We start from the raw sequence: 13,835 nt of genomic DNA on the forward strand, positions 1-13,835 counted from the left end.
ACTATTTTCCTCCCAGCTCTGACAAACGGTATAGGAATGTACGTTCCGATTGGATAATGTCCTCATTTTTAGCCACAAGTGAATCAAGCAGATTTGGAAGCGGGTTGATTTTCAGCTTCACAAGGAGATAGTTAAACCGGGTCCATTGCTTCACGACATCGTCGAATAAGCCGGAGACGTTCTGTTCGTCTTTCTCCGGTATAACGTGAAGCCGCTTCAAGGCCTCCCATACCTTCTTTCTCATGGTAATGATGGAGGTCACCGTCAAAATATTTTGTCCGATCCAGTCCGGAAGCCTGGAGGGGTTCGCCTGCAGCAGCACAGCAATATCCTTGGTAAAGGAAAGTAGCGCATTGCGGCCGCTTCGGGTTTCCTCCGTTTCGAAATAATCCCGGTTGTTCCGGGCCGCATACAAAAACAGCTCCTGATTTGTATGCTTAGGGGAGGGTTCATAGAAATGCAGCATGTGCACATAGAGCTGCCCTTTGTAAACGCCTGCCTGCAAGAGGATCTCCTCCGGCACCCAGCCCTCATATCCGGCTACCGGGTCGGCTACAAGAAAGCATCTGTCCTCCTCCCGGAAGCCGCACAGCAGAATGGAGTGGGTAAAGCCCGAGTCGTCATAACTTAGCATGGAGCTTGGAAAGAACGGCAGCCTGGAGGCTTTGCAGTCCAATAATGCCAATCCTCCGTCGGCAAAACGGTGAGTAAGCTCTTCGGGGGTAGTTTTGCGGAAGGCCACCTCTACTCCGTAAATGGTCTTGAGATTTTTCAGGTTCATGCTTTTTTTGCTGGAAACCAGCACCTTGAAGAAATAGTTAATATTCCAATAATCCAGAAGGTACCATTCGGGCACCCGGCCCTTCATACCCAGAGCTGTCATGACGCAGGACGCGATACATTCCATAGGCGCCAGCTGAATCAGATGGAACTGGGGCTTATAAGCTATTTCTGCGGCTTCTCCCATTCTATACACCTCCTATACGTTCCCAGGAGTCTGTCCGACGGAGTGGTTTTAATGAATAAATATTCACTGGCAACATTCACTACCGGGATAGGCTTGGCTTGGAAGCTCAAACACGTTTTGTCGGCTTTGATTGGATTAGATTATTAAGGTGTCAAAGCCGCCAAAAAACTCGCCCTCAAAGCGTATGCTTCCGAAGCCAGTTTTCCTTACGGAAAACTTTTACGACCTATCCCTCCCGTTTCATGTTACTGAATATTTATTCACCATTTTCTTTCGTCGGACAGACTCCTAGGGTAGTCAAACCGGCACAGCCTGGCTCTCATCATCATGGGCCGCCAAAAGCGACTGGTACAGCTCACAATGACGTCCAAGCTCCTCATGTGTGCCCTGACCCACAATTTTCCCGCTGTCCAGCACGAAGATCTGATCGGCATTGCGGATGGTATCCAGAAGATGGGTGGCCACAAGAATGGTCTTCCCCTTCATCATACTGCGCAGCTCGCGCAGCACTTCTTCCTCCGTAATGTTGTCCAGCGAGGAGGTTGGTTCATCCAGCACCAGAATATCCGGCTTCTTCAGGAGAACCCGGGCAATTGCAATGCGCTGGCGCTGCCCGCCGGATAATTGGGCACCCTTGTAGTCCACAGGCGTATGGATGCCTTGGGGGAGCTGATCCATGAATTCCTTCAGGTTGGCGCTGCAGGCCGCTTCGTAAACTTCCTCCTCGGTAGCGTTCAGATTCCCGATGGCAATATTCTCGAATAAGGTCCCCTTGAAGAGGAAGGTATCCTGGAACACAACGCCAAACCGGGCGTTAATCTCGCTCCGGGATATGGAGTCCAAGGAGCTGCCGTCTACAATAATCTCTCCTGCCTGCCTGTCCACCAAACCAAGGACTGCCTTGAACAGCGTGGTTTTGCCGGAGCCGCTGCGCCCTACGAATGCGGCGGTTTGCCCCTTGGGAATACGGAATCTGACTTCATCCAGAATAACCTTCCCTTCACTTGCCACATGCAGGTCCCACACTTGAACAGCATCCATCTCTACCTCTGCTGCTGCCGGTGCCTGGATCATCTCGGTATTCTGAGCGGGAGGCTGGCTGGTAAAGCTTTTTTCCGGCGGTGTCTTCAGGAATTCTGCAATTCTGTCTGATGCCACCTCCGCCTTACGGATATCCCCATAAGAGTCGGCAATCGCGCGAATAGGGTTCAGTACGTTATTTAGATAGGAAATAGATGCGATCAGCACACCGATGGTGATGCTTTCGCCGATCACCTGGCGTCCTCCCATATAATAGGTCAGTACAATAATGACACTGATAATAAGGGAGCTGACCGAATTCATGGAAGAGCGGAACAAAGTTTCCTTAGTGCTGCTGCTGACCAGCCCTTTGTACATTTGCCGGTTACGCTCCTCCTCCCAGTGCTCCAGCCCGAATAAGCGGATTTCCTTGGAGCCGTCAATACACTCCACCAAATGCCCGCCTATGGTTTCGTTGTGGTTGCGCACCTGCTCGGCATACCTCCGGATCAGGGAACGGAAAATGCGGGGAACGGTCATAATGAGAACGGTGCTTACTCCTGCCATTAAGGCCAATCTCCAATCCATCAGGCACAGAATCCCCAATGCCATGGCCATCATAAGGATATGTGAAATCATGTCCACCAGAGTTTTGTTCAGGAAAAAGGAGAGTGAGGCGGAATCGAACCCGAGAAGGGCAAGATACCGGCCCGACCCGTCCTTTTCAATATGGCGGATGGGAATTTGCCGGATATGGCGGGTAAGCGTCTCCCGGATATCCAGCGTATTGCGGATGTCCAGGTAGCTGAACAGGCTCCACCTTCCCACAGAGGACCCGGCGGAAGCGGCAGCCAGCACCAGGGACAGGATAAGCAGCGGCCACATCTCATTGTGATGGCCCTGAATCAGGACTCTGTCGATAAACCGGGCGAATATAAGCGGCTGTATCAAGCTGAAGCCAAGATCCCCCAGCATACAGGCGAATCCGGCGATCCGGTGCCTGGGACGGGAAACGATGAGCGGCTTAATCGCTTTAATCATGGTATACAGAGACATTATCATAGCTCCCCGGAAAATGATGGATGATCGGCTTCGCCGCAGCAGCCCAACGCTCCCGGTCCATCCGGGTGCTGCGCAGCACGGTCAAAGGATTGCAGTTCAAAAGCTCCGGCGCCCTAAGCTCCGAGAGGCGGTACATCTCCGGCTGTTCTCCGATAGGCCGGGTAAGAAGGGCTGCCTGCAGGCCGGCGGGGTTATCCGTGGCTAAAGCCCTGTCGAGAGCCTCCACCACCCTGGGCATAATCAGCTTGTAGCTGTAGCGCTTGGCATTCCAGTGTGCCCGGTCCGACATGGAGCGGGCCAGCTCCCGGTCCTGGTACAGCCGGACAACCTGTTTGGCAACTTCCATATAATCAAAAACCGGCGTATCTCCGGACCACCGGCAGCTGATCAGCAGTCCGTCCTTCCCATGCTCCGCCACCTCCCGTATGCCGTCCCAGCCTGTACACACCACGGGAATGCCCCAGGCCTTGGCTTCAAGCAGATTAAAACCGAAGGTTTCCCCCGGATCAGTGGACAAATTGACCAACACATCCGCCTTCCGGAACAGCTCTTCCTTTTCCTCACCCATAACCGGTCCTGTAAAGGAAACCGCTTCTTCTAACCCCAGCTCGTGAACAAGGCTCTGGAGCTTCAGGCGGTACTCCGTGATCTCCGTATGATCGGTGCCGGTATAATCCCCTGCGACCAGCAGGCGGGCGGATGGAATATGCTGCCTCACCTCATGAAGCATCAGAAGCTGCTTGTCGATATTCTTCACCTGCTCCAGCCGTCCGATGGACAGGATGTGAAAGGCCGGATCACCCTGCCTCCCCATACCCGGTTCCCCCGCCCTCTTCGGACTGTCCTCCACCCGGATGCACAATGGAATAACCGGTGAAGCCTCATAAACCGGAGACAGGTTTGTTAAAGCCTGCTTGGCTGAATGGGTGGCAGCCAGCACCACATCCCTGCTGCATAGAAAAGGGGTAATGCTCAGCCAATGCCGGAGCCAGTGCTCCGATCCGACGGAATGGGCAATCATCAGAAAGCCCGTTGGAAGTCCGGCCAGACTCCGCGCTGCCAGCAGGTAGGGGGTCAAAGCAGGCAAATTGGCATAGATGGCATCCAGCTCATAAGCCCGAACCAGCTCCGACAGTCCCTTCGCTATCACTCCCAGCTTTGCTGCCGACATATCGGGCCATGTATCAGCAGGACCCCCCATCAGCTTGATCCAACGGATGGAAGGAATTTTCACCACATCTGCATAACACCCTAAATACTCGATCCACTGAGTATCGATGGCACGCTCGTTGATTCTGCCGGATTGGCCGCCCACACATCCGATGCGCTGCCGCCTTATCCCCCTCATCCTGTCTTCTCCCGGTATTTATGGGACACAAGCTCTGCCAGTGTGGAAATGGTGGAGAAATAGGAGTGGTCCAGCTCCTCATCATCAAAGCAGATGCCATACTTTTGCTCCAACTGGACAATCAGGTTGATCATCAGAACGGAATCCACCCCCAGCTCCTTCAGATCATCTGTTGGGGAAACCTCTGTTCCTTCAACCAGCTCGGCAATCAGCTCCTGAATTTCGTCCGTTATTTGCTTAAGAGTAGTATTTGAAGAACTCATATACGTTTCCCCCACCCGATCCTAGATTTGCACCTTCCCCAGCACATCCCTGACAACTGCTGAGATTCCCGCTATATCCTCTTCTGTCAAGGCAATATTCATGGGCAGGGATAAGATTTCCCCCGCAATCTCCTCTGACGCCGGGAAGTCTCCTGCCTGATAACCGAGGTGCGAAAAGGCCTTCATACGGTGAATAGGCTCCGGGTATTGGATGGCGGTAAGAACCCCGTGCTTCTGTAGCTGCTTGCGGAGTGTATCCCGCCTGTCGGCTTCTATACGGATCACGTACAGGTGGTACACATGGCTTTCGTCGCCCCGGCTTCCGGGAAGCTTGACCCCGGAGCAGTTCCCCAGGTAGGACTCATACATGCCCGCAACCTCCCGGCGCTTCCCGGACCATTCGTCCAAATAAGCCAGCTTCAGCTGAAGGGCCGCTGCCTGAATGGGGTCAAGCCGGCTGTTCACACCGGGAAATTCATGCTGGTAACGAACCTCTCCCCCGTGGTTGCGCCATTTCCGCAGGCCAGTGGCAAGCTGAGGATCTGAGGTAATAACAGCTCCGCCGTCACCAAGGGCCCCCAGATTCTTATCGGGATAAAAGCTGAAGCAGCCTGCTGTTCCCATACTTCCCGCTTTCCTGCCCAATAAGGATGCACCGGCTGCCTGTGCGCTGTCCTCCACCACAGCGATGCCCCGCTCCTCCGCCCAGGGAATAAGCGTGGTCAGGTCTACCATTTGTCCGTACAGATGTACGGGGATAATCGCTTTGGTTCTTGGCGTAACCAGACGCTTCACCTGCTCCAGATCAATCAGGTACGTATCCGGGTCACAATCGGCCAGAACCGGAAGAGCACCCGTATGATGAATGGCCTCCACAGTAGCGATAAAGGTGTTAGCCGCCGTAATGACCTCGTCACCGGGCCCAATATGGAGTGCCTTCAGCGTCAGATAAATAGCATCTGTCCCATTGGCAACGCCAATTCCATACTGTGCACCAGAATAGCTGGCAAAGGCCTCCTCAAACCGGGTAACCGGCACTCCCCCGACGAATACGCCCCGGGCTGCAATCTCCTCTACCTCCCGCAGCCATTCATCGCGGATAAGCGCAAACTCCGCCTGTGGCGAAGAAAAGGTTACTCTCATCTGGCTTCTCAGCTCCCTCTTATTCCGGCAGGAGTCTCCACGGCCGTTTGATCCGTGCCGCCCTGCCTGATCTGTTCCAATAAGCTCATCACTTGAATCGCCTGCTCCAGCGTCACCTCTGGAACCCCTTTACCCCTGATGGCTTGCACGAAGGTGGCATAGATCCGCTCGGCTGCGGAGCGGCTGTTGCTCTCCAGAGGAAGAACCACCGGCTCATGCCCCTTCTCCAGGAGAACAGCCTCCTTATCGCTGTTTACCTGGATGGTGGCCCGGTCTCCGCCAATGATCCATAGAGGAAGCTTGGCCTGAGAGGCAAAATTCACCTCCATGAAGGCAGTAATTCCGCTGTCGAACATCAGTTCTCCATGAACATAATCCTCCGTATCCCCCTTATTCCAGGAGAGGCGTTGTGAGAAGGAGCGGACTGTGGTCACTCTTCCCAGGGGCAGCATAAGAAGCTGGTCTGCCAAATGCACACCCCAATCCAGTATGGCGCCGCCGCCGGAGGATTGACGGTTCCGCCATTCGGGATCATAGGATTTCACACCGAATGAAGCCCCGGAGCCGAACATATGGTGCCGCCTTTCAATAAACAGCGTCTCCCCCGCCAGCTTTTCCTCCAAAGCACGGAGCACAAACATGAAGTCCGCATCGAACCTGCGGTTATGAAATACACTGACAACCCGTCCCACACTGTCAGCCAATCGTTTTAGCTCCACAGCCTCGCCGGTTTTTACCGTAACGGGCTTTTCCATAAGCACATGGGCCCCCGCCAGCAGGGCAAGCCGGGCAATCTCATAATGGGATACCGGAGGGGTAGCCACAAGCACGGCGTCCAAATTCTCCTCCAGAAGCTCTGACAGGGAGGGAAAGACCGGCAGCCCCCTCCTGGCAGCCAATGCAGCCCGCTCCGGGGTGATATCATAAACACCGGCTACGCTGATGCCTTCCATTTTCTTTATAATGGGAAGATGGATCAGCTCCACAATACGCCCGAATCCGACAATTCCTAAACGGATCACATCGCTCATGGGCAACTCCTAAGCAATCTTGTGCTGGCGGAGCTCCTCAATGAATGTAACGAGGGAGCCCAGGGTCTGGAATACCGCAGGATCCACATCCTCCTCCGGAACACTGATGCCGAACTCCTCCTCCACATATACAATCAGCTGCAAAACCATAATGGAGTCAATAAACAGGTCCTGATAGACCCGGCTTGCCTCCGTCACATTCTCGGGAAGCTTAACCTCCAGGTTCTGCTGCATCAGTTCGCATAGGGTATTCATAATTTGCTCTCTTGTCATTGTCACACACGCTCCTTATTTTCTAATAAAGTCCGGCTGATCTTCCCCCGCTCGTTCTTGGGAATCTCCGCTGCGAACTCAATATGCCGCGGAATCTTGTAGGGTGCCAGCTTATCCACACACCAGCTTTTGACCGTTTCCGGCGTCATCAATATCTCCTCTGCTACGATCATTGCCTTGACCGCATCGCCCCAGACCGGATGTCTGGACCGGTAGACCACCACCTCCTTTATGCCCGGACAAGACAGAATGACCTCCTCCACCTCTCCCGGAATCACCTTATAGCCCGAAACATTAATAAGCTCATCCGCCCTGCCGAGAATATGAAGATGGTTGGCTTCATCCCAATACCCGCAATCATGGGTCCGGTACCAGTGTCCGCCAATTAAGACGGCTACCTCTCCAGGGTCTTCCCCTGTTTTGGAAACGCTTAAATAAACATGCTTTAGAGGACTCCCAACATCCGTTGTTGCAGATGGATTGAAGGACAAGGACAAAGCTCCGGTTTCCGTGGAGCCGTACTGTTGAAGCACTTGGATGGAGCTTCGTTTTAATTTTTCCAGTAAACCTTGGGTAAGCGGTGCGCCGGATGCGACCACCCGGTGGAAGGCAAGCTTGTCCCCTGATAGAGTAAGTAGCAGCTGGAGCATGAAGGGAACAGCATACACAATGCTTTGCGGAATGGATTTAATGACCTTAATGGCAAGCTTGGGATTCTGGCCCGTTATAATAACGGGATCGGTGCCCCGTTCCAATGCGGCAAGAACACCTGTAATCAGCCCGAAGGAATGGGACAACGGGACCAGCACAATAGGCGTTTCCTCCGGGCTTGCGCCAAGTGCGGCATTGTAGTGAACAATCTCCTCTTGCACACCTTGCCAGGTTCTGCGAATCAGCTTGGGCGTGCCTGTCGTCCCGGAGGTATATTGGTAGAGAGAGGCTTCCCCCCGGGCACGGTCACTCTCCAGTGGAACAATCTCCGGTGTACCGCCTGTCAGGAGCAGATGCGCTCCTGCATTCTGAGCCTGCATAAGCGCTGTATGGAACGGGGTATCCGAAGGCAAAAGAAGAACAGAGCCGTCCGTGGACATCGCATGCAAAACAGCTCCTAAATAAACCAAGGGATCATTGCTGCCAACCGCCACCAAACAACCGTCAAAGCCTTCAACCATAGGACGGATACAGGCAAGTACATCCGCCCTTGTGATCAATTGCTCATTGATCCGTATCATTATTCACGCTCCCTTGTCCGCTTTTGTATTATTATAAAACACAATAAAATTCCTATATATACCTTATTTTTAATATTACCCCTTATTATTAAGTTCCTGCCTGAATCATCTGCAGCACATTTATTTTCCTGTCCGAATATGCCGGAGGCCTCCGGTGCTTCTGCCTGTATTGCACCGGTGTAAGCCCGGTGGATTGCCTGAGATGCAAGGCCAACGCATCCGGCTTGTTAATACCCACTTGACGGCAAATTTCTTTAATGGTGCATCCGGTGGTTTCCAAAAGCTGAACGGCAGTCTTCAAACGGAGCAGCTTCAGATAGCGCATAGGGGTAACGCCCATGATGATTTTGAACTCCTCGCAGAAATAATTCGGATGGTAGTTCACCGCCGCTGCAATTGCGGCAAGATCCAAATCCGCATCGGATAAGTGCGCGGTCATATAACGGACTGCATAAATAATAGGCCTGCCTTTAATATCCGTGGGGGCTTCGCGCTCCGGTTCAGGCTGTTCAGAACGGTCCTTATGCAGGACATACAAAATTTCCGTAATCAAGGCATAAAGAGCGGACGAATAAAGAAATTGCCCATGCAGATCCTGAGGCTCATCCATATCTGTCCGGAAGGTTTCCAGTGTACGCCGGATGGCGGAAGCCGGAGGGATAACCACCGGATGGCGGAACTCATTAAGCGCTCTCCCCAGAAAAGGCGCGGCACGGAAACGGATCATCCTTCCTTCGTTTTCCACATGCAGAAGGGGCACTTTCTTCGCAGGCGGTGGAACAAGGACTGCCTGATCCCGCTTCACCCGGATCTCGAATTCCCCATAACGGAGCATCATTTCCTGACTGTTGGGATAAAGGAGCACATACTCTCCCTGGACGGTTTTTACAGGCAATGCGAGCGGACTGGAACCAATCAACGTAACCGGCAGCTCCAGCTTCAACGGAACATCCCTCCCAGCTCTTATTGTTGACAGGAAACCATTCCCATCATCAAGTGGATTATACCAATAAAAGTTATTTCGTACCGCATAAAAAGGGTACATGTCGCATAAAAACGGTACATGCTGACGGATTTTGGAATGAGAAATGTCCTTTCTGATATAACGAAAAATTTCAAACAAAAAAGAATTGCCCATCCGCTCAATTCAGCCGATGTACAATTCTTTAGCGGTTTGGTAAAATTATACCAAGATTCTAGTACCCGTTCGATTGCCAATCGGTTTCTTCTGACAGACTAATAAAGAAGGCTTTATTTTTTTCGGTTTTTTTGTCTTTTTTTGTGTATGCAATTCCGGAAACGGACGGGAAAATAGGTCTTCAGTTAGGGACCGTATAAGCCCGGATCAGATATACATATTTCTATTTCCATACCCATGCGGGAGGTGCCGGACAATGGACGCAATCGTCAAAGCACTGGTCGTTGACGACCATCCCCTGCTTGCTCATGCTACACGGGACATGCTGCACAAAACAGGGGAAATTGACGTAGTAAGTGTTGTAGGAACAGGAACGGACTGCCTGGAACAGGTCCGGGTGCATGAGCCCGGGCTGATCTTCCTGGATTACCAGCTGCCGGATACCACCGGAACAGAGCTGACCAAGATCATCAAGGCCGAATATCCGCACATTCATATCATTATTTTCACCGGTGTGGACTACATGGAATTCTACGACCAGTTGGTGGAGGCCGGGGTGAGCGGGGTACTGTCCAAGGAATCCGGCATCCGCACCATCCGGAATATGGTCTGGTGTGTGCTGGATAACCACACGATGCTGCCGATGCCCATGTACCATCAGCTGCGTCTGGGCAACCGGCATATGAACGATCCCCATTCGAAGCTTGATCAGGAGGAGCTGAACATCATGAATATGCTCCTCAAAGGTGCCACCTACGATCAGATTGCCGACAACATCCATATGAGCCGGCGCACCGTGGACAACTATATGAAACGGATTTTCGAGAAGATGGGAGTTAAGAACCGGCTGGAGGCCATTGAGGCGTTTCTGGTCAAGGGAACCAAATCCCCATGAACCAGGAGACCGCACAGGAAATGGCGCGTATTATCCGGTCACAGCCGTATGACGGCGAGTTCCAGGAGCTGCTGCTTTCATTCGTCTCGGAAAAAGCCAAGGAACGCGGCTCCTGGTCGGACATTGTCCGCTGTGTACATACCTTATACTCCGGGGCCAACCCCCGGATCGACACCATTGCCGCGGCAGCGGAATTAGCTGTATTGGCTTCAGATATTATGGACGATCTGCAGGATAACGACCAAACGGACAAGCTGTGGATGCAATGCCCCCCTGCCCATGCACTGAATGCGATCGTGGCGCTGATGATGTGCTTCACCAGTGAGCTTGGCAGGTGCGGTTTGCCATCTGAGGCCATTGCGGATGCGGGCAGGATCATCTCCCGGTCCCTGCAGGGCCAATACCGCGACATCCGGAATACAGCGCAAACCCCGGACGAATATCTTCAGCTGGTGCAAGAAAAATCCGGCTCTCTCTTCCAGCTGGTGGTGCATCTGGGAAGCGCCGCAGCGGACGCCGGAGGCCCGCAATGGAACCTGTTGATGGACCTGGCGGATTGTACGGGGATGATCCACCAGATTCAGAATGATCTCCGGGACATCACCCGTCTGGGCCAAAAGAACGATGTTCTCCTGAAGCGCAGAACCTTGCCGGTTCTATATTTGCTTTCCTTAACCGAGGAATGGGAGTTCCGGCACTTCCAGCAGTATTACCGCGGTGAAATGGACTGGGAAGAGTTTCTGCAGCGGACCGGCGATTACGGGACTTTTATTGACGCGTCGGGATGCCTGGAATATTCAATGGTGGTTCAGGGCCTTTGCGTAGACCGTGCGGAGGAGCTGATGGTGCAGATGGATGTGCCCCCCTCCCGGAAAGAGCAGCTCAGAGAAATCATGTACGGAGCATTCGTGCGGGAATAAACACTTACCCATCCTTTAATTTCGGTTTAATGGAAATTTCCGGCATAACCCGGACAGCCCCTGTCATAAGTTGATGATAGACCAGGCTGAAAAGGAGTGGAGCCAAGTTCATGCAGCAATGGTGGCGTAAAATTGAACGGTGGTGGTGGCGGACCCGGTATACCATCCAGGCAGTCATGTTCCCGCTGATCTGCATTCAGTTTGTCCGGACCCTGTTGTTTCCCAATCCGGTGGATGTATTTCTCCTGTTTGCCTTATTCTTGTTTTATCTGGGCTTCTTATTTAAGGTTTATTAACAAAAGAGCCACCTGGCCGTTGATGGCCGGATGGCTCTTTGCTTTGTGCCGGGAGGTCAGCCTCAGACCGGAATAAGGAGAGTTTTGCCTTCGGCAATCTCCGCATCCTGAAGCCGGTTATACAGCTGGATTTCCTTGGGGTTCAGCCCGTAACGGGTGGCGATGTCCTCCAGAGTCTCCTCCTTCTGGACAATGCACACCTTCAATTGACGGACCCGGCGTTCTTCCTCCTGACTCCGGGAGAACAGCCTTTTCCACTCCAGCGCATCCGTACGCGGTGTTGGAGACACTTCCTCCTCCACCTGGGGCACAGCCCGGTAGTCATGCGGACTGGTATGTATCAGCGACTGCAGATGATACGATGTGTCGGTGGAGGGAGCTTTGCTGGTGAAGGCGATCTTCACCTCTTTTTTGTCCTCCTGGGGAGCGGCTTCAGCAGGCTCCTCCATGGCAGGCAGCTGCGTGGGGACCTCGTTATATGGAACGTTCTCCACTGCGCCTGGCATCCATTCGGGAGTCTCCACATTTTCGGACGGGTCAAAATAAACCTCTACCTCTTCGTTATCCTCTACGGCAGCTTCTGCCGCCGGCTCCGCCACAGGCTCTTCCGCACGGTGCTCCTCTACCTTCCGCTGCTGGAAGGGGGTCCATGCATAAGCCGGCATCTGCACAATTTCCTCCTCCGCATACACCAAGGCCGGCTCTGCAGCGGCAGGCGGGGCAAGCTCAGGCAGCTCGGGAGCGCTGTGCCGGGGGACCTCGTGGACGAAGATGGTCTCTTCCTCCTCATCCCATGCCGAATCGGGAAGAGACAGCATTTCAATGCCCTGGAGGGTAAGCACCCCTGTCACATTCAGACTGCGCGGTGATAAGATGTCCACATCGAAGTTATCGATGTTCACGGATACCTGGCTGACATCCTGGATCCGGTTCAGCGGCAGCGTAATTTCCACAGGGATGAGATGCTCCAGCGTCCGCCGCGCCTCCCCCTCTGTTCCTTCATAGAGTCCCGTCAGATACAAATGCCCCTTAAGGAGGGCTTGCTCCTCCTCCGTATACACCTGTATATGGGGTACCAGCTCCACCTCGTCCAATTCTTTGACTGCTGCGGTGTCCTCGGATAGATGCACACGTTCATAGATATCAAATCTGAGTCCGGATTGCTGCTCTGCCACAGTTATATCCTCCCTTCTTGAATACCAGGAATGCTTGTTCAAAACAAGCCCTCTCTTCAATATATGGGAGGATTCCGCCCGCCATGCCATCTTTTTCGCGTCAGGGAGCAGTCCCTGCCAGCAGCTTGCTCCACAGCAACGCCATATCCTCGGGCATAGCCACCTCTAACAGCATGGGCTCCCCTGACCACGGATGGGCAAATTCCAGCTTGTAGCCGTGAAGCGCCTGCCTCGAGAAAAGCTTCACCGAACCCCCGTACATTGCGTCCCCTACCAAAGGGGCTCCGGCAAACTGCAGATGCACCCGGATCTGGTGGGTCCTTCCCGTTTCCAGCTCCAGCTCCACCAATACAGCCTCCTTGGCCTGCTCCACGGTACGGTACCGGGTGCGGGCAGGCGCGCCGCTAGTGGACACCCGCCTCCGTTGGGAATGATGACGGTCCTTGCCGATGGGCTGGTCAATGATCCCCGCAGGCGGCGTGAGCCGTCCTTGGGCGATCGCCTGGTAGGTCCGGCGGATAGCCTTCTCACGCATGGCGTGATCCAGCACCTGCTGGGCAAAGTCATTCTTGGCGTACAGCACCAGACCCGTGGTATCGTTGTCCAGCCGGTGGATATGCCGGAGCTTGCAAAATTGCCCGGTGGTTTCATAATAATAGGCCACGGCATGGTCCAGGGTCCCTCCTTGCCCCGGCTGGGACGGATGCACAGGCATTCCCGCAGGCTTCATAGCCACCAGGCAAAAATCGTCCTCATGGACAATTTGCACATCCGTATATTCACCCTCGAGCTGCGCCGTTTCCCTTGGAAACAGCCGGAGCCGGAGCTTGCCCGCCTGCCGCTCCATCCCACCGTCCCGCTCCAGCTTCTGCAGGAATGCAGCAGGAATACCGGAGGCGGCCGAAAGGTTTGCCAGCTGCTCTTCATGGGAGAGCTCCATACGGCCTGATGGCAGCTCCAGCCATTCCCCTTTGCGCCGATAATCTGTCATTTCGTTCACCTTCTATATGGGACATGCCCATATTTTACGCCAACAGAATTCTGGCGTCCATGTCTTATCGGGGCGCAGGTT

Annotated in this window: 14 protein-coding genes; 3 read left to right on the forward strand and 11 right to left on the reverse strand. The window is 53.6% G+C overall.

The window, feature by feature from the left end; translation table 11 throughout:
* Position 1: 1 nt before the first annotated feature.
* From ACI1P1_RS09210 to ACI1P1_RS09250, 9 genes are all read right to left on the reverse strand, one after another.
* Positions 2 to 967, reverse strand: a complete 966-nt coding sequence (locus tag ACI1P1_RS09210; RefSeq protein WP_416216079.1) for a hypothetical protein — start codon at positions 965 to 967, stop codon at positions 2 to 4.
* 297 nt (positions 968 to 1,264) lie between these two features.
* Positions 1,265 to 3,043, reverse strand: a complete 1,779-nt coding sequence (locus ACI1P1_RS09215) for an ABC transporter ATP-binding protein (RefSeq protein ID WP_416216080.1) — start codon at positions 3,041 to 3,043, stop codon at positions 1,265 to 1,267.
* On the reverse strand, positions 3,021 to 4,397 hold the full coding sequence (locus ACI1P1_RS09220; RefSeq protein ID WP_416216081.1) for a glycosyltransferase family 4 protein: 1,377 nt from the start codon (positions 4,395 to 4,397) through the stop codon (positions 3,021 to 3,023). The genes ACI1P1_RS09215 and ACI1P1_RS09220 overlap by 23 nt, the downstream gene beginning before the upstream one ends.
* A complete protein-coding gene (locus tag ACI1P1_RS09225) occupies positions 4,394 to 4,660 on the reverse strand; it encodes an acyl carrier protein (protein ID WP_416216082.1) in 267 nt (88 codons plus the stop codon). Before ACI1P1_RS09225 ends, ACI1P1_RS09220 begins: the two co-directional genes overlap by 4 nt.
* A 21-nt stretch (positions 4,661 to 4,681) precedes the next feature.
* Positions 4,682 to 5,803, reverse strand: a complete 1,122-nt coding sequence (locus ACI1P1_RS09230; RefSeq protein WP_416216083.1) for a DegT/DnrJ/EryC1/StrS family aminotransferase — start codon at positions 5,801 to 5,803, stop codon at positions 4,682 to 4,684.
* Positions 5,804 to 5,811: 8 nt separating this feature from the next.
* A complete protein-coding gene (locus ACI1P1_RS09235; protein ID WP_416216084.1) occupies positions 5,812 to 6,834 on the reverse strand; it encodes a Gfo/Idh/MocA family protein in 1,023 nt (340 codons plus the stop codon).
* 9 nt (positions 6,835 to 6,843) lie between these two features.
* Complete coding sequence (locus ACI1P1_RS09240) at positions 6,844 to 7,107, reverse strand: phosphopantetheine-binding protein (protein ID WP_416216085.1); 264 nt, start codon at positions 7,105 to 7,107, stop codon at positions 6,844 to 6,846.
* Between the two features lie 2 nt (positions 7,108 to 7,109).
* Complete coding sequence (locus tag ACI1P1_RS09245; RefSeq protein WP_416216086.1) at positions 7,110 to 8,339, reverse strand: AMP-binding protein; 1,230 nt, start codon at positions 8,337 to 8,339, stop codon at positions 7,110 to 7,112.
* 88 nt (positions 8,340 to 8,427) lie between these two features.
* Positions 8,428 to 9,282, reverse strand: coding sequence for an AraC family transcriptional regulator (locus ACI1P1_RS09250; RefSeq protein ID WP_416216087.1), 855 nt, complete (start codon positions 9,280 to 9,282; stop codon positions 8,428 to 8,430).
* 451 nt (positions 9,283 to 9,733) lie between these two features.
* Here ACI1P1_RS09250 and ACI1P1_RS09255 point away from each other — a divergent pair, with 451 nt between their 5' ends.
* From ACI1P1_RS09255 to ACI1P1_RS09265, 3 genes are all read left to right on the forward strand, one after another.
* Complete coding sequence (locus tag ACI1P1_RS09255; protein ID WP_416216088.1) at positions 9,734 to 10,372, forward strand: response regulator transcription factor; 639 nt, start codon at positions 9,734 to 9,736, stop codon at positions 10,370 to 10,372.
* Between the two features lie 20 nt (positions 10,373 to 10,392).
* A complete protein-coding gene (locus ACI1P1_RS09260) occupies positions 10,393 to 11,292 on the forward strand; it encodes a polyprenyl synthetase family protein (protein WP_416216089.1) in 900 nt (299 codons plus the stop codon).
* 110 nt (positions 11,293 to 11,402) lie between these two features.
* On the forward strand, positions 11,403 to 11,588 hold the full coding sequence (locus tag ACI1P1_RS09265; RefSeq protein WP_416216090.1) for a hypothetical protein: 186 nt from the start codon (positions 11,403 to 11,405) through the stop codon (positions 11,586 to 11,588).
* 62 nt (positions 11,589 to 11,650) lie between these two features.
* Here the strand turns inward: ACI1P1_RS09265 and ACI1P1_RS09270 are convergent, their stop codons facing one another.
* Both ACI1P1_RS09270 and ACI1P1_RS09275 read right to left on the reverse strand, forming a co-directional pair.
* Complete coding sequence (locus ACI1P1_RS09270) at positions 11,651 to 12,763, reverse strand: LysM peptidoglycan-binding domain-containing protein (RefSeq protein WP_416216091.1); 1,113 nt, start codon at positions 12,761 to 12,763, stop codon at positions 11,651 to 11,653.
* Between the two features lie 100 nt (positions 12,764 to 12,863).
* The gene (locus ACI1P1_RS09275) at positions 12,864 to 13,754 is read right to left on the reverse strand and encodes an RluA family pseudouridine synthase (RefSeq protein ID WP_416216092.1); all 891 of its coding nucleotides are present in this window, start codon (positions 13,752 to 13,754) and stop codon (positions 12,864 to 12,866) included.
* Between the last annotated feature and the right edge of the window lie 81 nt (positions 13,755 to 13,835).

Origin of the sequence: Paenibacillus mesotrionivorans (assembly GCF_046098205.1) — a bacterium.
Taxonomy (GTDB): Bacteria; Bacillota; Bacilli; order Paenibacillales; family NBRC-103111; genus Paenibacillus_AR; species Paenibacillus_AR mesotrionivorans.

What these genes read in the sequence shown, in the direction of transcription:
- ACI1P1_RS09210 (WP_416216079.1), bottom strand. Translation starts at nt 967, where the DNA reads ATGGGAGAAGCCGCAGAAATAGCTTATAAGCCCCAGTTCCATCTGATT.
- ACI1P1_RS09215 (WP_416216080.1), bottom strand. Translation starts at nt 3,043, where the DNA reads ATGTCTCTGTATACCATGATTAAAGCGATTAAGCCGCTCATCGTTTCC.
- ACI1P1_RS09220 (WP_416216081.1), bottom strand. Translation starts at nt 4,397, where the DNA reads ATGAGGGGGATAAGGCGGCAGCGCATCGGATGTGTGGGCGGCCAATCC.
- ACI1P1_RS09225 (WP_416216082.1), bottom strand. Translation starts at nt 4,660, where the DNA reads ATGAGTTCTTCAAATACTACTCTTAAGCAAATAACGGACGAAATTCAG.
- ACI1P1_RS09230 (WP_416216083.1), bottom strand. Translation starts at nt 5,803, where the DNA reads ATGAGAGTAACCTTTTCTTCGCCACAGGCGGAGTTTGCGCTTATCCGC.
- ACI1P1_RS09235 (WP_416216084.1), bottom strand. Translation starts at nt 6,834, where the DNA reads ATGAGCGATGTGATCCGTTTAGGAATTGTCGGATTCGGGCGTATTGTG.
- ACI1P1_RS09240 (WP_416216085.1), bottom strand. Translation starts at nt 7,107, where the DNA reads ATGACAAGAGAGCAAATTATGAATACCCTATGCGAACTGATGCAGCAG.
- ACI1P1_RS09245 (WP_416216086.1), bottom strand. Translation starts at nt 8,339, where the DNA reads ATGATACGGATCAATGAGCAATTGATCACAAGGGCGGATGTACTTGCC.
- ACI1P1_RS09255 (WP_416216088.1), top strand. Translation starts at nt 9,734, where the DNA reads ATGGACGCAATCGTCAAAGCACTGGTCGTTGACGACCATCCCCTGCTT.
- ACI1P1_RS09260 (WP_416216089.1), top strand. Translation starts at nt 10,393, where the DNA reads ATGGCGCGTATTATCCGGTCACAGCCGTATGACGGCGAGTTCCAGGAG.
- ACI1P1_RS09265 (WP_416216090.1), top strand. Translation starts at nt 11,403, where the DNA reads ATGCAGCAATGGTGGCGTAAAATTGAACGGTGGTGGTGGCGGACCCGG.
- ACI1P1_RS09275 (WP_416216092.1), bottom strand. Translation starts at nt 13,754, where the DNA reads ATGACAGATTATCGGCGCAAAGGGGAATGGCTGGAGCTGCCATCAGGC.